Here is an 18656-nt window from a genome sequence, read left to right on the forward strand (position 1 = left end):
GGAGTTTTTCGGTTGCTGCTGCAACCACCTGCGCCGCTTGCAGCGGCTGGGTGGTTCGCGCATTCCACCTTATCCCCGCGCCGTTGGCGCGCCCCCTTGAACAACAAGGGGGCTCCTGCCCGGACGATGGGCTGCACAGACCAGGCACTCGGTAGATCCACGCCATGCGTGGATGGAGCGAGGGACAGAACAACGAAAATGAAATTCCGTTCATCTTTCCCACTTTGCCGATTCCGGTTGTTGGCCGGGATTTGGCATGATGGGCATTGTTCCGACTTGAAGGCATGAGGCCATGAAACGTTCCCGCACCACTGCGCTGCTGCTGATGAGCGCTGCGCCGCTGCTGTTCACTGCCTGCCAGAAGGAAGAGCAGGTGCAGGTGCAGGAAGGCCTGTATACCTCGGTGGAGGCCTGCACCACGGCCACCGCTGATCCTTCAGCCTGCCGCAATGCATTTGCCGAGGCGCAGAAGAAGTCCGCCGATGCGGCGCCGAAGTACTCGACCAAGGAAGCCTGCGAACAGGACTACAAGCCTGAGCAGTGCGTGCAGCAGCACACCTCGGCCGGTACGTCGTTCATCGGCCCGATGATGATGGGCTTCTTCATGTCGCAGATGCTGAGCAACCGCGGTGGCCTGGCCCCGCAGGCGCCGGCTTCGGCGCCGGCCTACCAGGACAAGAGCGCCGGCTGGGCGCGTCCTGCGCCGGGTGGCAGCGGCGGCCTGAACACCGCCAGCGGCATCGGCGCGGGCAAGGCCGGGCTGGCCCCGGTCAGCAGCGAACCCAACCGCGCGGTCACCGCCAGCCGCAGCGGCTTCGGCAGCACCAGTGCGCGCCGCAGCGGCAGCAGCGTCGGCGGCTGATCAATCCATGCAACGTATCCGTATTGCCGAGCGCGCCCAGTGGCGGGCGCGCGCGGAGGAAGCCGGTTTCCGCTTCCACACCATCGACGGCCAGCCGTACTGGGATGAAAGCGCGTATTACGCCTTCACCCTGCGCCAGATCGAACAGGACATCGAAGACCCCAGCGCCGAGCTGCATGCGATGGCGATGGACCTGGTCGGCGATGTCATCGGCAGCGAGCGGCTGATGGACCAGCTGGCGATCCCCGCGCATTACCGCGACTGGATCGCCGACAGCTGGCGCCAGCGCCAGCCGCACCTGTACGGGCGCCTGGACCTGGCCTACGACGGCACCGGTCCGGCCAAGCTGTACGAGCTGAACTACGACACGCCGACCTCGCTGTTCGAAGCCAGTTTCTTCCAGTGGCAGTGGCTGGAGGACCAGCGCAATGCCGGCCGCCTGCCGCAGCATGCCGACCAGTTCAATGCGATCCATGAAGCCCTGGTCGAACGCTTCGGCGAACTGGCCACGCAGCTGCCGCCGCCGCTGTACTTCAGTGCGGTGGGCAGCTCGGACGAAGACCGCGGTACGGTCGATTACCTGCGCGACTGCGCCTCGCAGACGGGACTGCACGGGCAGGCCATCGCCATCGAGGATATCGGCCTGTCCGAAGATGGGCGCTTCACCGCGCTGGACGATACGGTGATCGGCACGCTGTTCAAGCTGTACCCGCTGGAAGACCTGATGGCCGAGGAATTCGGGCGCGCGTTGCCGGGGTCGGGCGTGCAGCTGCTGGAACCTGCATGGAAGGCGGTGTTGAGCAACAAGGGCATTCTGCCGTTGCTGTGGCAGCGCAACGTCGGTCACCCGAACCTGCTGGAAGCACATTTCGATGACGGCAGCGCGCTGGCATCGGGCTGGGTGCGCAAGCCGCTGTTCTCGCGCGAAGGCGCCAACATCGAGATGCACCTGGCCGACGGTAGCACGCAGCGCAGTGATGGCCCGTACGACGGTCCGGCCATCCTCCAGCGTGCGCATCCGCTCACCCGCTTCGAAGGCGGTTACCCGCTGATCGGCAGCTGGGTGATCGGCGACCACGCCTGCGGCATCGGCATCCGCGAAGACGACAGCGCGATCACCCGCGACAGCGCGCGCTTCGTGCCGCACGCGATCATCGACGAAGCGCCGACGCGGATCTACGTCTGATGGTGGTGCGGCGCAACCGCGATCTGCGGCCTGCGCCGCTGCCTGGACGTCACTTGGATGACGGCCATGGCCTGTGGCGCTATGCCGACCGCATCGCGGTGCGCTGCCACCGCTGTGACACCCCAGGTTGGGTGGTCGGCACATCGCAATCGCGACGCTTCCGCTGCCTGGGCTGCAGCGAAGCCTTGGACGGCGGGTGTGGCTGCAGTCGTTGTGGTGCGGGAGACTGGGTGGGGCCGGTGCGCTACAGCGGCTACCGCCCCTGCGGTTACTGCGGGCATAAATGGGTCAGTGCCGAGGTGCGCCAAGCGCGCGCTGCGTCTGCAGTGCGGACGCTGGTCGCGGACTGCAGCCAGTGTGGGCGCAGCAGCGAGGTCGATGTGACGCTGTCGCGGCTGCGAGGCAATGAGGCGATCGACCCGCACTTCGGCCTGCCGTTGCGTCTGGTTGAGAAGACCGCCGCCGGACTGCTCTGGGCCTACAACGAAGACCATCTGCAGGCCTTGCACGACTACGCGGTCGCGCCGCTGCGTGAACGCGCCGGAGTGACCAATGCGTCGATGTTCTCGCGCCTGCCGCAATGGATGAAGCTCGCGCGCAACAGGGTACTGCTGCAGCGCTCGGTGGAGCGGCTGCAGAAGCGCTTGCTGGGCGAACGCTGATTGCGCGTCGGTAGCCCTAGTTGGTAGATGCCGACCTTGGTCGGCGCCGTTGATTGTGTGCCAACCAAGGTTGGCACCTACCAGAGCAACGGGCCGGTAGCGCCGGGCCATGCCCGGTACCCACGGTGATCCGCCCGCCAGCGGCCGGCATTACCGGTTACAGCAACCCTTCGCGTTTCACCGCCAGGTAGCGTTCCACCAGCGCGGCGGGCAGTGCATCGGCGGTCACATCCAGCACCATCACGCGTTCGGCGCGCAGCGCGTCGTGCGCCTGCGCGCGCTGCTGCAGGTACAGCGCGGCGGCGCCGGCCTGCGCGGCATCTTCCACCGTATGTACCTCGCCCTCCAGCGCGGCATCCAGCTCGCGCTCGCGCAGGCTGGCCACGCACACCAGGTGACGGCGCTGCAGCAGGCGCACGGCAGCAAGCAGGTCTTCGATGTCTTCATCGCGCACGTTGCTGACCAGCATGACCAGCGCGCGCCGACGCTGGCGCAGTGATACTTCGGTGGCGGCGGCCAGGTAATCGGTGGCCACGGCCTGCGGCTGCAGGTCGTAGCTGGCGCGCAACAGGTGCTGCACCGTGCCCATGCCGCGCTGCGGCGCCACCCAGCGGCGCTCGCCGCCCACGGCGAACAGGCCGGCGGCATCGCCCTGGCGCAGCGCCAGGTAAGCCACCACCAGCGAGGCGTTCAAGGCATGGTCGAAATGCGAGAGCCCGCCTTCGCTGGCCAGCATGCGGCGGCCGCTGTCGAGCATCAGCAGCAGCTGCTGGTTCTTCTCGTCCTGGTACTCGCGCGAGATCAGCTTGCGCGCGCGTGCGGTGGCCTTCCAGTCGAGCTGGCGCAGGCTGTCGCCGATGCGGTACTCGCGCATCTGATGGAAGTCGGTACCCTCGCCACGGCGCCGCTTCACATGGGCGCCCACCAGGCGTGAGGCCTGATCGGCGCTGAACAGTGCGAAGCGGGTGAGCGGCACGAAGTTGGGATAGACCCGTACCTCCAGCGCCGGTGGCAGCGTGCGTTGCTGCCACCACAATCGCCACGGCGAGCGGATGCGCAGTTGCACGCCCTCGAAGGCAAAGCGGCCGCGCTGCTGCGGCTGCACGTGGTAATGCAGGGAGCTGACATGGCCGGCCCGCAACGGCACGCGTTGTGGCAGCGATTCCAGTGGCCAACCGCCCGGCACCAGATCGAACACGTGCACGAGCATGGCCTGTTCGCTGTGCAGGCGCAGGCCGACTTCGCGACGCACGCCCAGTGCCAGCGCCTCGGGCACGTCGCGCTCGACGCTGGGCGAGGGCCGTCGCCGTTGTCGCCACAGATCAACCAGTGCCAGCACCGCAATCAATGCGCCGGCCAGCGCCCAGCTCCAGCGCGGCAGCAGGCCGCCCAGCACCACGCCTCCCAGCACGGCCCAGGCCAACAGCAACGCCAGCAGCAGCGGCGCAGGCCTCATCGGCGCGGCGCTTCGACCTTGGCCAGCAGCGCACCCAGCACGTCGTCGGCATCCTGGCCTTCGATCTGCAGCTCCGGTGCCAGTGCGATGCGGTGGCGCAGGGCAGGGCGGGCGATGTCGCGCACATCATCGGGGGTGACGAAATCACGCCCGGCCAGCACCGCCTGCGCGCGCGAGGCACGTACCAGGGCGATGCTGCCGCGCGGGCCGGCACCGACGGCGATGCCTGGCCACTGGCGGGTGGCGGCCACGATGCGCACCGCGTAGTCGATCACTTCGTCATCGACGGTGATCGCCGCAGTGGCCTGCTGCAATGCCAGCAGCTCACCGGCACCGAGTACGCGCGGCACCTGGCTGAGGTCGAAATCGCTGGCGGCACGGCCGCTGGTGATCGCCGCGACCATGCGCTTCTCGTCCTCCAGCTGCGGATAGTCGATCAGCACCTTCAGCAGGAAGCGGTCCAGCTGCGCTTCCGGCAGCGGATAGGTGCCTTCCTGTTCCAGCGGGTTCTGCGTGGCCAGCGCCATGAACGGCGGCGCCAGGGTGAAGGCCTTGCCTTCGATGGTGACCTGGCCTTCCTGCATCACTTCCAGCAGCGCGGACTGGGTCTTGGCCGGGGCGCGGTTGATTTCATCGGCCAGCAGCAGATTGGTGAACACCGGGCCGCGACGGATCTTGAAGCTCTCGCTCTTCGGGTCGTACACCGCATGGCCGCTGACGTCGCTGGGCATCAGGTCGGGGGTAAACTGCACGCGGCCATAGTCCAGCTCCAGTGCCTGCGCCAGCGCGCGCACCAGCAGGGTCTTGCCGAGCCCGGGCACGCCTTCGATCAGGACGTGGCCACCGGCCAGCAGGGCGACCAGGATCTGGTCGAGCACATCGGCCTGGCCGATGAAGGCGTGGCCGACGGCCTGGCGGATGGCGTCGACGCGTTCGATCAGGCGGGCGGTGGCGGCCGCCGGAAGTTCAGGGGCATCGGTCATAGCAGGGATCTCATCTGGAGCAGCAAGCGGATGCGCTCGCGCAGGGCGGAGGAATCATGCGGCGAAGGTGGCGTGAGTGCGCTGGTGACACGACTGACCGGCCATTGCAGCACCGCGGCGATGGCCTGGTCACGCGCGGCACCGTCGAGTGCGGCCGCCACGGGGGCACGCAGGCGCAGGCGATGCAGGAACAGCGCCTGCACGGCCTGGTAAAGGCGCGCGCCATGACCGAAGCGCAGCAGCAGTTCGCCACTGGCGCGGACGTGTTCCAGCAGCGAACGGCGCTCGATCACTGGCGCTGGCAGGGCACTGCCGAAGCGTTGCGCACGCGACCACAGCCAGCCGAGGATCGCCAGCAGCAGCGGCACCCACAGCGGCCAGCCCTGGTAGAAGATGCGCGCGCCCAGGGAGGGAGGGCGGCTGCCGTACACCAGCCAGACCGTGCCGCGCCCATAGTTGGGATCGAGCAGGTAGCGTGTCAGGTCGCGGTGCGAGAGGTCATGCAGGCCATCGCGGGCGACGGCATCGAATGTGCGGCGGCGCGTTGATGCGTTCGGTCCTTCACCACGCATGACGTCCATGTCCGCCAGCACGTCGATGCGGCCCTTGCCGTGCGGCAGGCGCGCGAACACCAGTCCTTCGTTGCCGCCCCAGCGGCGCTCGGCCGTGGCGTTGGCCTGGAAGCCCAGGCTGAAGCGCCGGCCGCCGCAGAACTCGACATGGCTGGGGTCATCGACCACATGGAAGGGCTGGCAGTCGCTGGCATGGAACAGGCTGTCCACGCCGATCCTGTCCAGCAAGGGACCCTGTGTGCTGCTGGCGTCGTCCTCGGCCGGCGGCTGCGTGCGCAGCAGCAGATGGCCGCCGGTATCCACCCAGTCCAGCAGGGCCTGCGCAGTGCGCGGCGGCATGTCGGTGGTGTCCTGCAGCAGCACCAGCGTATCGGTGGCGGCCAGTGGCATCTGTGCCAGGTCCAACCGCTGCCGGGACTGCACCTCGATGCCGTCGGCGCGCAGGGCCTGGCCCAGCACATACAGCGGGTTGTAGCTGGCTTCGCCCTGTGGCGGCAGCACGACGGTCTCGGTCACCTTTTCGTGCGTGCGCAGGAACAGGATCGTCAGCGGTACCCCGAACAGGACCAGCGCGCCCAGCAGCAATGACCAGAACAGGCGCGGATTCATGCCTGCCACCCGTACTGCTGGCGCAGCGTGCTGGCCAACGCATCGAAATCGCTGCGGGCAGGCAGGCGGCCACCGTAGGCGGCGTACTGCCACATGCGCACGATGCGCGCGAACAGTTCACGGTCGGTGCTGTCGGTCAGACGCCGCGAGGCACGCAGGCACTGCGCTTCGGTCGCACCAGGCGGCAACGCGATGCCGGTGCGCTCCACCAGCGTGCGTACGCTGGCGCGATACAACAGGGCCAGCGCCTGCCGCGGTCGTCCCTGGTCCCACAGCAGGCCGGCCTGGGTCGCCACATCCGGCGGCAGCACCACCGGCATTTCCACCTGTTCTTCGGTGATCTGCGGTGCCTGCTTTTCTTTGCGCCGGCCGGAACCGCGCAACCACGGCAGCCACAGCCGCGCGGTCAACAGCAGCACCAGCAGCAGGACACCCAGCAGCCCCCACAGGCCCCATTCGGCGATCCGGGCCAGCCACAGCTGGCCACTCCTGCGCGTCTTGCGGTCCGCGTTGCTGCCGGCGTCCGTCTGCAGATCCTTCTTGTCTTTCTTCTTCTCGGCCGCTTCTTCGATCGGCTTCCATCGGCTGACCTGCCGCGTCGGCCGCTGCAACGGATCTTCGTAAGCGCGGTTCACGGCCTGGCGGAAGCCAGCGGTATCCACCGCCTTGTCGCCGAAGATCAGCGCCGGTGTATTGGCCGGATCGTTTTCCGCAGTGGCCACTTCATCGGCTTCTTCTGCGTCTTCGTCTTCATCGGCGTTGGCCGCAGCGGTCTGCGCGGCGTCCGGTGTGTCGGCGTCCTGCGCGTGCGCGGGCGCCAACGGCAGCGCCAGGCACAGCAGCAGCACCAATGAAGAGGCAACTGGCAGCAAGCGTTCGCGCAGGCGGCGCAGAGCGATTTCCACGTCCCAGGCTTCCATCTGCGTGCGCCGGTTCAAGTACAGGCCGAAGCCGGCGCCCACGTAGAACGGGCCGACCAGCGCCGCTGCCAGCCAGCACAGCAGATTGAGGCCAAGCTTGGCCCATGCGGGTGCTTCCACGCTGACCATCGCCCACGCCGCGCGCCAGGATTCGGGCAGCAGTTCCAGGGGGATGAAGATGAAGATGGTTGCGATCGCGCCCACCACCAGCACCAGCTCGAATGCCAGGCAGATCATCGCCAGCACCAGTGCAGGGCCCGCGGCGCCGGCAGCGACCGCTCGCCGGCGAGCACCGCGCTGTGCGGGCGCATTGCCCTCCAGCAGATTGACCGGCAGGCACAGGCTGCGCAGGCCGCTGAAACGGCGCCAGCCCAGGTAGCCCCAGAAGCCGCTGCCACCCCACTGCCGCTGCGCGCGCAGCGCAGCGCGCGCACCGACCCGTTCGCCGAAGATACCGCGCGAGAGTACGTACAGCGGCGCGCGCTCGAACAAGGGCTTGCACCACCACATCGCCAGCCAGGCCCAGCCGAAGGCATCCAGCCACCAGGCCAGCGCATTGAACAGCAGGAACAACGGCGCGCTGGCCAGAAACCAGCTGCCCCACACGCCGCGTGCATGGCGACGGGCCAGCGCACTGCCCAGCTCCATCGCTTCCCAGCTGCTGCGCGCGCGCAGCACCACGTCCAGGTGGTCAATCCGCATGGCTGCCTCCGCGTCCACCGCGCCACAGCCACAGCAGCACGCCGGCCCACAGCACACCGGCCACGCTGAACTTCACGGCGGCCGGGATTTCGGCGATGGACGACCAGAACGCTTCCACGAACGCTGCCAGCAGCAGCATGAAGGCCACGCCCAGGCACAGCCGCGCGCCGATGCGCCCCCCTTCGACCAGCGCATCCAGGCGCCGCCGCCGCCCGGGCGCCAGCAGTTTCATGCCCAGCTGCAGGCCGGCACCGCCGGCGATCACGATCGCGGTCAGCTCGAACGCACCGTGGCCGGCCACGAAGCGCCAGAACGGGCCACCGTGGCCGATGTGCTGCAGATGGCCCGCCACCGAGCCGATGGTGATGCCGTTGAACACCAGCACCAGCAGCGTGCCCAACCCCGCCAGCAGGCCGCTGGCGAAGGTGCGCAGAGCGATGCTGATGTTGTTCATGATGTAGTAGCCGAACATCATCCAGTCGGTGCCGCTGTCGCGGCCCAGGCGCTCGGCGGATGGATCGTACATGCGCTCCATCTCGGCGATCTGGCCGTTGTCCATCAGCAAGTGGATGCTGTCCGGGTACACCTGCACCAGCACGAAGCAGGCCAGCGCCGGCGCCGCGAACATCGCCAGCGCCGCCCACATGCTGCGCGCCTGGCTGCGCACCAGCAGCGGGAAATCAGCGACCAGGAATTCCAGTGCGCGCCGCCAGCGGGTCGGTGGCGTGCGGTACAGCACGCCATGGCCGTGCTGCATCAGCTGCTGCAGGCGCTGCACCAGCTGTGGGCTGTAGCCGCGTTCACGGGCCAGCGCCAGCTGCTGGCACAGCCGTCGGTAACGCTGCGGGAAGCTGACATCGCCGGCCTCCTCTGCGCCCGGCTTGCGCCGACGCCGACGCGAGGCACCTGCGCGATGCTGCAGCCACTGCTCCAGGTCATGCCATTCCTGTTGATGGCGGGCGACGAACTGTTCCTGTTTCATCGTCGACCCAGCAGCCAGTTGGCCATCGCATACAGGCGCAGCACGCCGACCTGGCCGGACGCACTGGTCAATGGCTCGGCGATGCCGGCCAGCTCCTGCTGGCGCGCGGGAGACAGGCGTGGCGCGCGTTCGGCGAAGGCCATCACTGCGGCCTGTTCTTCCGGCCGTAGCGGTTGCGGCGGCGCCAGCACGCTGTCGATGGTGGCAGGCGGCGGCAGGTAATGCGGTGGCGAATGCACCACCATCGTGCCAGCAACCAGATCGCCCAGGCGGCGGCCATGCGGATCGAACAAGCTGCTGATCAGGCCCAGCGCGTAGCCGAAGGGCAGCATGTCCACGGTGCGCAGCAGGTTGCGGGTGATCGATGCCATCCAGCCCACCGGTGCGCCATCCTGTGCCAGCACCCGCAGGCCAAGAACACGTTTGCCCAGGGTGCGCCCCCACAGTGCTTCGCAGACGATGGGGTAGGCCCACATCAGCAGGAACATCAACGCCATGTACAGGCCACGGCCGAACTCATCCAGCAGGGCCAGTGGAATGGACAGCGCGGTCAGCGCGCCGAAGCGGACCGCCAGGTCGATCAGCCAAGCCAGGGCACGCGGCATCGGTCCGGCCGCAGGCAACTGCAGCGGCACGCCTTCCGGCGTTACCACCTCGCGGTAGGTATCGAGCATCGGCGCGGCCATCAGCGCGATGGCCGCCGAAGTGGGCGCTGGAGTCCTCTCCGGCGTGCAGCCACGGGCATGGGGGTCTCGACGGTTCCTGGTCGGGCCCAGACTTTAGCAGAGCCCGGCCATTGGCGATGCGGGCTCAGCCCAGGTACTCGTCCTTCAGCCGCACGTAGTGGTCGGCCGAATAGTGCAGCGACTCGATCTCCTTGTCGCTGAGCGTGCGCGCCGGACGGGCGGGGTTGCCCACCCACAGTTCGCCTTCGCCCACCACCTTGCCGGGGCCGACCACTGCACCGGCACCGACGAAGCCATGGCGCTCGACCCGGGCACCGTCGAGGATGCACGCGCCCATGCCGATCAGGCTGTAATCGCCGATGCTGCACGCATGGATGATGCAGCCGTGGCCGACGGTCACGCCTTCGCCGATCAGGGTCGGGTAGCCCGCCTTGTTGTACGGGCTGTGGTGGCTGACGTGGATGATGGTGCCGTCCTGCACATTGGTGCGTGCACCGATGCGGACGAAATTGACGTCGCCGCGGATGACCGTGCCCGGCCAGACCGACACGTCATCGGCCAGCTCGACATCACCGATGATGGTGCAGGCCGGATCGACATACACACGCTGGCCGAGTACCGGCATCTTGTCGCGGAAAGGGCGCAGCGGGGTCATTGGTGTCTCCGGCAGAACAGGGCAATCGTGATGATGATACCGCGTGCAGGATGCCGCCCCGGTGGTAGTGCCGGCCGCTGGCCGGCAACCGCAACGGTCCTGCCGAAGGTGTATCGGGTTGCCGGCCAGCGGCCGGCACTACCTGCTAACGCGGCGCGTGCTCGGCCAGCATCTGCCGGAACAGGCCATCCAGCCATGCGCCATCGCCATGCCCGGCAGGCAACGTCGGGCCTTCGGCGCGCGTGGCCATTTCCTGGTCGATGTAATCGCTGATGGCGGCGATGCGGGGACCGGCGGCGATTTCTGCGCTGGCACGCTTGACTGTCAACAGTGCATCGATCGCCTCGCGCGCAGGTCCGCTGGGAAGCAGCCGCTCCAGCAGATCTTCGAAGGCCATCGGGGGTGGCGTGGATTCATTTTCGATCCATTGGCAGGCCAGCAGCGGTCGCAGCACATACAGATACTTCTTGGTGCGCACTGTCTCACCGCGCAGGTAACCGCGATGGTTTGAACGCGCCATGTTGAAGTAGTGCCACCACGTGCCCAGCGGCGAATAGAAGCGCTTGGCAGCCTCCCACAGCTGCGCCACGGCAGCATCGTTCTGCTGGTACACGATGGGCGAGCGCAGCCATTCGATCAGTGTCGGGTTGGACTTGGATACCAGCCGCAGCGCCTTGCGCAGGTCCCAGCCGCTGACGTCCAGCTCGTCGTCGATTGGCAGCTCAATCACATCGCGCTGCGCCTCGCCCGGCCCGGTGCTCTCGTTGACACTCAGATACCAGGGCTGGCGGTGCACGTAGATGAAGCGTGCATCGTAGTCGCTGTCCGGCGACGAGAACCCCCAGCCGCGGCTGCCCGATTCGCAGGCCAGCAGCACGCGCACGTCATGCCTGCGTTCGGTGTCGGCCAGGGTGTCCAGGATGGCGGCGCGCTTGTCCGGCGCGATCGGATGTATGTCGTCCATGCAGTGCAGATTCGTAGAGTCGAGCGTGCTCGACTGTAACGCACGCGTGGCCCATGCATGCGTTTCGACCAAGGTCGACACCTACCAGAGCCGGTAGCGCCGGGCCATGCCCGGCGGCTGTTCGCGTGCCGCTACGCTCGCCGGGCATGGCCCGGCGCTACCGCTGATGCGCGTTACGCCACGCGTCCGCGCCGCGCGCGTTCCAGGTGCACCAGCAGCAGCGAGATCGCTGCCGGGGTCATGCCGGGAATGCGCTGTGCCTGGCCGATGGTCTGCGGTCGCACGCGTTCCAGCTTCTGCAGCGCTTCAGCCGACAACCCACGCACGATGGCGTAGTCGAAATCGCCGGCAATCGGCGTTGCTTCATGCCGCTGCTGGCGCTCGATCTCCTCGCGCTGGCGATCCAGGTAACCGGCGTACTTCACCCCGATCTCCACCTGCTCGGCCACCTTGCCATCGGCCACGGCCGGGCCGAGCGAGGGCACCTGCATCAGCTGCGCGTAATCCAGTTCCGGGCGCTTGATCAGGTCCAGCACGTTGGTTTCGCGGCTGACCGCCACGCCGAGCGTTTCCTGTACTTCGCGGCCCAGCGCATTGGCTGGCGTCGCCCACAGCGCGCCCAGGCGGGTGCGTTCTGCGGTTACGGCGGCCTGCTTGGTCTCGAAGGCACGCCAGCGGCGGTCATCCACCAAGCCCATGTCGCGGCCGGCCGGGGTCAGGCGCTGGTCGGCATTGTCTTCGCGCAGCTGCAGGCGGTATTCGGCGCGGCTGGTGAACATGCGGTACGGCTCGTTGGTACCGTGGGTGATCAGGTCATCCACCAGCACGCCGAGGTAGGCTTCGTCGCGACGCGGGCACCAGCCCTCCAGGCCACGCACCTGGCGAGCGGCATTGAGGCCGGCCAGCAGGCCCTGTGCGGCAGCCTCTTCGTAACCGGTGGTGCCGTTGATCTGTCCGGCGAAGAACAGGCCGTTGACCAGCTTGGTTTCCAGCGAGGCCTTCAGCCCGCGTGGATCGAAGAAGTCGTACTCGATGGCATAGCCGGGGCGGGTGATGTGCGCGTTCTGGAAGCCGCGGATGCTGCGCACCATCTCCAGCTGCACGTCGAACGGCAGCGAGGTGGAAATACCGTTGGGATAGATCTCGACGATGCCCAGGCCTTCCGGCTCGACGAAGATCTGGTGGCTGGCCTTCTCGGCGAAGCGCACCACCTTGTCTTCGATGGACGGGCAGTAGCGCGGGCCGATGCCTTCAATCTGGCCGCTGTACAGCGGCGAGCGGTGCAGGGCATCGCGGATGATCTGGTGGGTCTGCTCGCTGGTGTGGGTGATCCAGCAGCTGACCTGCTGCGGATGCTCATCCACCGAGCCAAGGAAGGACATCACCGGGCGCGGCGTGTCGCCGGGCTGTTCGTCCATCACGCTGTAGTCCAGCGAACGGCCGTCGATGCGCGGCGGCGTGCCGGTCTTCAGGCGGTCCACCTGGAACGGTCGCTCGCGCAGGCGTGCGGCCAGCGTCGTTGCCGGCGGATCGCCCATGCGGCCGGCAGCGTACTGGGTCGGGCCGACGTGGATCTTGCCGGCCAGGAAGGTGCCTGCGGTCAGCACCACGGCCTCGGCGTCGAAACGCAGGCCGGTCTGGGTGATGACCCCGCGCACGGCGTCGCCCTCGATGATCAGGTCATCCACCGCCGCCTGGAACACGGTCAGGTTGGCCTGGCCTTCGACGATGGCGCGGATCGCCATGCGGTACAGGTTGCGGTCGGCCTGGCAGCGGGTGGCGCGCACGGCCGGGCCCTTGGAGGCGTTGAGGGTGCGCCACTGGATGCCGGCGCGGTCGGCGGCATGCGCCATCGCACCGCCAAGGGCGTCGATTTCCTTGACCAGATGGCCCTTGCCGATGCCACCTATGGCCGGGTTGCAGCTCATCGCCCCCACCGTTTCGATGTTGTGGGTCAGCAGCAGGGTGCGCACGCCGGTACGGGCCGCAGCCAGCGCGGCCTCGGTGCCGGCGTGGCCACCGCCGATGACGATGACGTCGTAACGATGGAAGGAATCGATCATGGTGGCTGTTCAGCAAGGGGCGGACGCAGCCGGGGGCCGCGTCGGGGTGGCGATTTTAGCGCCAATCGGGGCAAGGGCGTCGGCGCCGGCCGGTTGGAGCCGAAATCAACCCTAAAGTTGGCAGGATTTTTGCAGATAACCCAATAGCACCCACCGTGGCTGGCGCCGCAGGCGCTGGTGACCGGAATTGGAACAGGGGCCGGTACAGGCGCACGGTGGGGAAGCAGAGGGCCGGCAGTCGGGGGACTGTCCGGCCCTGTTTTTTTTCTGGCTTCCGGGAAAGCATCATCCACGCATGGCGTGGCTCTACTGTCCCGGGTGCCCTGGTGCCCCCAACAACAAACGGCCCCGCACTGCGGGGCCGTTCGTCTTCAAAGGTGCCGACATCCGACAGGGCCGGAACAGGGGGGATCCAGATGTTCCTGTCGGATATCGACGTAGAGCTGTTTGGGACGCGCCGTTAACGTTCTTGTCACTTTGTGACGCTGGCCGTCACCACCTGCGTAGATTGAGGCTTGGACCGTGTGAAATGCAAGACGGAACACGCGCAACTGTGCGCTATCTCTCTTGATCCATCGCGCGCCAAGGGGAACTGTTCATCCTCGGCGCACGCGGAGCGGGAGCCGGGCGGGCCTGCGGCGGCGGTGACGGACGTTCGACCCGCTGCGCGGGCTGCGGCGGTCGACGCATCGAATCCATGTTGCGCCACGGCGATCCGCCATTGTTCTGGCGCGGCGGCGGTGGCGGACGGTTCTCGCCGCCATTGCCCGGACGCGGTGGCGGGCGATGGTTGTTGTGCGGCGGGCGGTAGATCGGCCGCTGGTAGTACGGGCCGCCGTAGCCGTAATAGCCACCGCCGCCGTAATACGGATAGCCGTAGTCGGCCGGGTAGCCATAGGGGTAGCGGTACTCCACCGACGGCGCACCGTGGTAGTAACCACCGCCACGGCCACCGACATAGTCATAAGTGGTGCAACCGGTCAGGGCCAGCAACAGGCCACCGGCAAGCATCAGGCGCGTTTTCATGATGGGTCCCCCCAGAGGACGGGTATGCAGGCAGCTTCAGCCGCCGGCGTTGAATCAGCCCTTAATTCCGCCGCCCAGGATGAATGGCGGTGTACGCCAGCATGCTGGCATGACCGATGGCGCCCTCGCCAGCGCGGAGGCATACGTTAATCTTGCGTCATGAGCGATTCACTGTTGCCCCGCGCTGATGACGTCCTCGCCGCCGCCGCGCGGATTGCGCCCCATGCCAGCGTGACCCCGGTGCTGCGCTCGCGCACGCTGGACGCACTGGCCGGCGCGCAACTGGCGTTCAAGGCCGAGCACCTGCAGAGGGGCGGCGCGTTCAAGTTCCGCGGTGCCTGCAATGCGGTGTGGTCGCTGGATGCCGATCACGCCAGTACCGGTGTGGTGACCCATTCCTCGGGCAACCACGGTGCCGCCCTGGCGCTGGCCGCCCGCACACGGGGCATTCCCTGCCACGTGGTGGTGCCCGAAGGGGCGGTGGCCGCCAAGCTGGCCAACATTGCCCGGCATGGCGCCACCCTCTGGCGCTGCCCGGCGACCATTGCCGACCGCGAGGCCACCTGCGCCAAGGTGCAGGCCGATACCGGCGCTACCTTGGTCCATCCGTACACCAACCCGGCAGTGATGGCCGGGCAGGGCACGGCTGCGCTCGAGCTGCTGCATAGCGAAGGTCCGTTCGACGTGCTGGTGGTGCCGGTGGGCGGCGGTGGCCTGGCCAGTGGCACCGCGTTGGCCCTGCAGCACGCCAGCCCGGGCACACGCCTGGTTCTGGCCGAGCCGGCCGGTGCCGACGACACCGCCCGTTCGCTGGCGGCTGGGAAGCGGCAGGAAGCATTCACCCCGGACACGATCTGCGACGGACTGCGCACGCTGATCGGTGCACCCAACTTCGCGCTGCTGCAGTCTGCGGGCGCGGAGGTCATCGTGGTTGACGATGCAGCCACTCTGGCGGCGATGCGGCTGCTGTGGGACGTGCTGAAGCAGGTGGTCGAACCGTCCTCGGCGATCGTGCTGGCGGCGGTGCTTGCGCAGCCTGCGCGCTTTGCCGGCCTGCGGGTGGGACTGGTGCTGTCTGGCGGCAATGTCGATCTGCCTGCCCTGCGCTGGGGAGCGCCATGAGCCGCGGCCGCCATCGCGAACGCACCGGCCTGCTCGGTTGGTTGTGGCGGTTGTTCGTACTGCTGGTGATCTGGCTGCTGGGCGTGACCGCCTGGATCGTATGGGTCGGCGAACGCGACCAGGCGGCCAAGGCGGACGCGATCATCGTGCTCGGCGCGGCGGCCTACGATGCCAAGCCCTCGCCGGTATTTGAAGAACGCATCCGCCATGGCCTGGATCTGTACGACGCCGGCTACGCGCCTTTGCTGATCTTCACCGGTGGCTATGGCGGCAGCGGCGCGCGTTTCTCGGAATCGCAGGTGGCCCGGCGCTACGCGCTCAAGCACGGCATTCCCGATGACGCGATCCTCATCGAGACCGCCTCGCGCAATACCGTGCAGAACCTGGTCGAGGCCAAGCGGCTGATGGACCAGCGCAAGCTGCATTCGGTGATCATCGTCAGCGACCCGCTGCACATGGCGCGCGCGCTGCGCCTGAGCAAGGCGCTGGGCATCCAGGCATTGGCATCGTCCACGCCGAGTACGCGCTTCCGCAGCTTCCATACCAGCTGGCGCTTCCTGGTGCAGGAGATCTACTTCTTCCACCGCGACCTGGTACGGCCGCCGCTGAGTTCACCGGCCAATACCTGAGCGGCTGCCGCTGCGCTCGCCGGGCATGGCCCGGCGCTACCCATAACGCGCGCCTGGTAGCGCCGGGCCATGCCCGGCGGCGCCTTCGAATCAGGTCTGCTTGCGCCGGATCGGGATCGCCGACACCGGCACCGAAGCAATGTCATGGCCGCCTTCGCGGATCGGCGCGCCCGGGTCCGGTGCCCAGGCATGGGCGTAGATCACTTCCCAGCTGCTGGGCAGCTTGCCATCGTCACGGCGCATCGGTTCGTACGCCGCCGCTGCCGCTGCAAACCGACCCCGACCGGTCAACGTATGGCGGCGATCGACCCGCGCGTTGGTCGCGCCCATCGCGCGCAGCTCGCGCATCAACGAAGGCAGATCGTCGTAGGTGAGGGTGAACAGGTCGCGGTCCAGTACCGGGTCGCGGAAGCCGGCCATCATCAGCGCATCGCCGAACTGGGCGATCTGCGCGAAGCGGCTGACATGCGGCCGGTCATCGGCGGCGGCGAAGGCCTCATTGAGTTCGACCAGGGTTTCCGGCCCGAAGGTTGAACACAGCAGCAGCCCACCGGGCTTGAGCACGCGGCGGAAACCGGCGAACACCGCCGGCAGGTCGTCCACCCATTGCAGGCACAGGTTGCTGAAGATCACATCCACGCTGTTGTCGGCCAACGGCAGCGCGGTGGCATCGGCGGCCACACGCTGGAACGGCTTCCACCAGCCAGCTTGGCGCTTGGCCTGGCCCAGCATCGGCAGTGCCACGTCCAGCGCGATCACCTGCGCCTTCGGCCAGCGCTTCTTCATCAGCGCGCTGGCATGGCCGGTGCCGGCGCCGATATCCAGCACCACCTCCGGCTTGCGTGCCTCCAGGTAATCCAGCGATTCCAGCAGCCGCGACTGCACCTCGCGCTGCAGGGCGGCAGCAACGTCGTAGCTGCTGGCGGCGCGGGCAAAGGCGCGACGGACATGGCGGGCATCGAAATGGGACGGCATTGCAGAAGTCTCTTAGAACGTACCGGGGTAGGCGCCGCCATCGATCAGCAGGTTCTGCCCGGTGAGGTAAGCCGCCTGCGCACTGCACAGGAAGGCGCAGGCGGCACCGAACTCGTCCGGCGTGCCGAAGCGACCGGCGGGGATCTGCTGGCGGCGGCGTTCGGCCACAGCCTGCGCATCACCCTCCTGCCCCGCGGCGTGGGCGAAGTTGGCGCGCAGGCGGTCGGTATCGAACTGGCCGGGCAGCAGATTGTTGATGGTGACGTTGTGGACCACGGTGCGCCGCGCGAGCCCGGCGACGAAGCCGGTCAGGCCGCTGCGCGCGCCGTTGGACAGCGCCAGCGTGTCGATGGGGGCCTTCACCGATGACGAGGTGATGTTGACGATGCGGCCGAAGCCGCGTTCGATCATCGCGTCCACGGTGGCGCGGATCAGCGCGATCGGCGCCAGCATGTTGGCGTCCAGCGCAGCGATCCAGTCGTCGCGCTCGAACGTGCGGAAGTCGCCCGGCGGCGGGCCACCGGCGTTGGTCACCAGGATGTCGACCTGCGGGCAAGCGTCCAGCGCGTGGGCGCGGCCCGCCTCGGTGGTGACGTCGGCGGCGATCGCGCGTACTTCAGCGGCACCGGGCAGCACGCGCAGTTCCGCAGCCGCGGCCTGCAGCGCAGCGTCACCGCGGGCGACGATGACCACGTTCACGCCTTCGCGCACCAATGCGCGCGCGCAGCCCAGGCCAAGCCCCTTGCTGGCGCCGCAGATCAGTGCCCAGCGGCCGGAAATGCCCAGATCCATGCGTCAGTCCTGCAGAAGCGTCGGGAGGCTCATTGTCCGCCATCGGCCGGTGACAGGCCGGCAACGAAGTGTTGCAGAGCGGCTGCCACTTCATCGGCATGGCCGAGGAAGGGGGCGTGGCCGCCATGGGCGATGGTCAGCGACTGCCCGCCCGGTGCCAGCGCGGTAGCGGCCTGCATTGCAGCGGGAGAGACCAGACGGTCACGCTGGCCGGCAATCCACAGGCTGGGCTTGTCCAGTGTGGGCAGGGCGCCGCGCAGGTCGGTGTTCTCCAGCAGCTGCAGGCCCTCGCGCAGTGCGCGTTCGGTAGGCGCACCGCGTTCGACCAGACGCTGGCGCAGGGTGCGCAGTTCCTCGCGGGCATGCGCCGAACCCATCACGTCCAGTGCCAGGAAACGTTCCAGGGTGCCACTGAAGTCCTGCGCCAGGTCACGACCGAACTGCTCGAACACCGACGGCTCCACGGCGTGCGGCCAGTCATCAGCGCGCACGAAGCGCGGCGTGGCGGCGATCATCGCCAGACCACGCACCTTCGGCAGCGTGGCCGCCGCGTGCAGCGCGAACAGGCCACCCAGTGACCAACCGCACCACACCGCCGGCGGTGTGGCCGCGGCAATGGCGTTGACCACGAACGGCAGACGCAGCGGCGTGCTGTCCTCTCGGCTGTGGCCGTGGCCGGGCAGGTCGACCAGATGCAGGGTGAAACGATCGGCCAGACGCTGCACCAGCGGCGCAAACACGCCGCCCTGCAGGGCCCAGCCGTGGATCAGTACCAGGTCCGGCCCATGGCCGGTCACTTCGATATGCATG

18 protein-coding genes are annotated in these 18656 nt (G+C 68.0%); 5 read left to right on the forward strand and 13 right to left on the reverse strand.

Annotated features, from left to right (window positions below; genetic code table 11):
• Window positions 1-292: 292 nt before the first annotated feature.
• The 3 genes from MRBLST15_RS17420 to MRBLST15_RS17430 are packed head-to-tail and all read left to right on the forward strand — an operon-like array spanning window position 293 to window position 2710.
• Window positions 293-862: a DUF1190 domain-containing protein gene (locus MRBLST15_RS17420; protein WP_367787032.1), complete on the forward strand. Its 570-nt coding sequence runs from the start codon at window positions 293-295 to the stop codon at window positions 860-862.
• 7 nt (window positions 863-869) lie between these two features.
• Window positions 870-2048: a glutathionylspermidine synthase family protein gene (locus MRBLST15_RS17425; protein ID WP_165378387.1), complete on the forward strand. Its 1179-nt coding sequence runs from the start codon at window positions 870-872 to the stop codon at window positions 2046-2048.
• Window positions 2048-2710 (forward strand): hypothetical protein, encoded by a 663-nt coding sequence (locus MRBLST15_RS17430; RefSeq protein WP_312704551.1) that lies wholly within the window; start codon window positions 2048-2050, stop codon window positions 2708-2710. The genes MRBLST15_RS17425 and MRBLST15_RS17430 overlap by 1 nt, the downstream gene beginning before the upstream one ends.
• 157 nt (window positions 2711-2867) lie before the next feature.
• Here the strand turns inward: MRBLST15_RS17430 and MRBLST15_RS17435 are convergent, their stop codons facing one another.
• From MRBLST15_RS17435 to MRBLST15_RS17480, 10 genes are all read right to left on the reverse strand, one after another.
• The gene (locus tag MRBLST15_RS17435; protein WP_251474235.1) at window positions 2868-4166 is read right to left on the reverse strand and encodes a DUF58 domain-containing protein; all 1299 of its coding nucleotides are present in this window, start codon (window positions 4164-4166) and stop codon (window positions 2868-2870) included.
• The gene (locus MRBLST15_RS17440) at window positions 4163-5149 is read right to left on the reverse strand and encodes an AAA family ATPase (RefSeq protein ID WP_089237639.1); all 987 of its coding nucleotides are present in this window, start codon (window positions 5147-5149) and stop codon (window positions 4163-4165) included. Before MRBLST15_RS17440 ends, MRBLST15_RS17435 begins: the two co-directional genes overlap by 4 nt.
• Window positions 5146-6330: a DUF4350 domain-containing protein gene (locus tag MRBLST15_RS17445; RefSeq protein ID WP_367787035.1), complete on the reverse strand. Its 1185-nt coding sequence runs from the start codon at window positions 6328-6330 to the stop codon at window positions 5146-5148. Before MRBLST15_RS17445 ends, MRBLST15_RS17440 begins: the two co-directional genes overlap by 4 nt.
• The gene (locus tag MRBLST15_RS17450) at window positions 6327-7952 is read right to left on the reverse strand and encodes a DUF4129 domain-containing protein (RefSeq protein WP_367787037.1); all 1626 of its coding nucleotides are present in this window, start codon (window positions 7950-7952) and stop codon (window positions 6327-6329) included. Before MRBLST15_RS17450 ends, MRBLST15_RS17445 begins: the two co-directional genes overlap by 4 nt.
• Complete coding sequence (locus MRBLST15_RS17455) at window positions 7942-8934, reverse strand: stage II sporulation protein M (protein ID WP_367787039.1); 993 nt, start codon at window positions 8932-8934, stop codon at window positions 7942-7944. The genes MRBLST15_RS17450 and MRBLST15_RS17455 overlap by 11 nt, the downstream gene beginning before the upstream one ends.
• Window positions 8931-9620 (reverse strand): RDD family protein, encoded by a 690-nt coding sequence (locus MRBLST15_RS17460; RefSeq protein WP_089237631.1) that lies wholly within the window; start codon window positions 9618-9620, stop codon window positions 8931-8933. Before MRBLST15_RS17460 ends, MRBLST15_RS17455 begins: the two co-directional genes overlap by 4 nt.
• Before the next feature lie 124 nt (window positions 9621-9744).
• Window positions 9745-10275 (reverse strand): gamma carbonic anhydrase family protein, encoded by a 531-nt coding sequence (locus MRBLST15_RS17465; protein WP_099819819.1) that lies wholly within the window; start codon window positions 10273-10275, stop codon window positions 9745-9747.
• A 145-nt stretch (window positions 10276-10420) separates the two neighbouring features.
• A complete protein-coding gene (locus MRBLST15_RS17470; RefSeq protein ID WP_312704556.1) occupies window positions 10421-11239 on the reverse strand; it encodes a nucleotidyltransferase domain-containing protein in 819 nt (272 codons plus the stop codon).
• 173 nt (window positions 11240-11412) lie between these two features.
• Window positions 11413-13302 (reverse strand): tRNA uridine-5-carboxymethylaminomethyl(34) synthesis enzyme MnmG, encoded by a 1890-nt coding sequence (gene mnmG / locus MRBLST15_RS17475; RefSeq protein ID WP_367787042.1) that lies wholly within the window; start codon window positions 13300-13302, stop codon window positions 11413-11415.
• A 558-nt stretch (window positions 13303-13860) separates the two neighbouring features.
• Window positions 13861-14328, reverse strand: a complete 468-nt coding sequence (locus MRBLST15_RS17480) for a hypothetical protein (protein WP_265951203.1) — start codon at window positions 14326-14328, stop codon at window positions 13861-13863.
• Window positions 14329-14487: 159 nt separating this feature from the next.
• Between MRBLST15_RS17480 and MRBLST15_RS17485 the strand changes: the two genes are divergently transcribed.
• Entirely contained in the window at window positions 14488-15450 is a 963-nt protein-coding gene (locus MRBLST15_RS17485; RefSeq protein ID WP_265951204.1) for a pyridoxal-phosphate dependent enzyme, read from the forward strand.
• Window positions 15447-16079 carry a YdcF family protein gene (locus tag MRBLST15_RS17490; protein ID WP_180165076.1) on the forward strand — a complete coding sequence of 211 codons (633 nt, stop codon included), beginning with the start codon at window positions 15447-15449 and terminating at the stop codon, window positions 16077-16079. Before MRBLST15_RS17485 ends, MRBLST15_RS17490 begins: the two co-directional genes overlap by 4 nt.
• A gap of 90 nt (window positions 16080-16169) precedes the next feature.
• On the opposite strand, the gene bioC is transcribed toward MRBLST15_RS17490, so the two are convergent.
• Genes bioC through bioH form a run of 3 tightly spaced genes read right to left on the reverse strand, consistent with a single transcriptional unit; the run spans window position 16170 to window position 18655 of the window.
• Window positions 16170-17054 (reverse strand): malonyl-ACP O-methyltransferase BioC, encoded by an 885-nt coding sequence (bioC, locus tag MRBLST15_RS17495; protein ID WP_367787045.1) that lies wholly within the window; start codon window positions 17052-17054, stop codon window positions 16170-16172.
• A 12-nt stretch (window positions 17055-17066) separates the two neighbouring features.
• Window positions 17067-17846, reverse strand: coding sequence for an SDR family oxidoreductase (locus MRBLST15_RS17500; RefSeq protein WP_367787047.1), 780 nt, complete (start codon window positions 17844-17846; stop codon window positions 17067-17069).
• A 29-nt stretch (window positions 17847-17875) separates the two neighbouring features.
• Complete coding sequence (gene bioH, locus MRBLST15_RS17505) at window positions 17876-18655, reverse strand: pimeloyl-ACP methyl ester esterase BioH (protein ID WP_265951207.1); 780 nt, start codon at window positions 18653-18655, stop codon at window positions 17876-17878.
• Window position 18656: the final 1 nt, after the last annotated feature.

It is taken from the genome of Stenotrophomonas sp. LST15-1-1.1 (assembly GCF_040815575.1).
GTDB lineage: Bacteria > Pseudomonadota > Gammaproteobacteria > Xanthomonadales > Xanthomonadaceae > Stenotrophomonas > Stenotrophomonas lactitubi_B.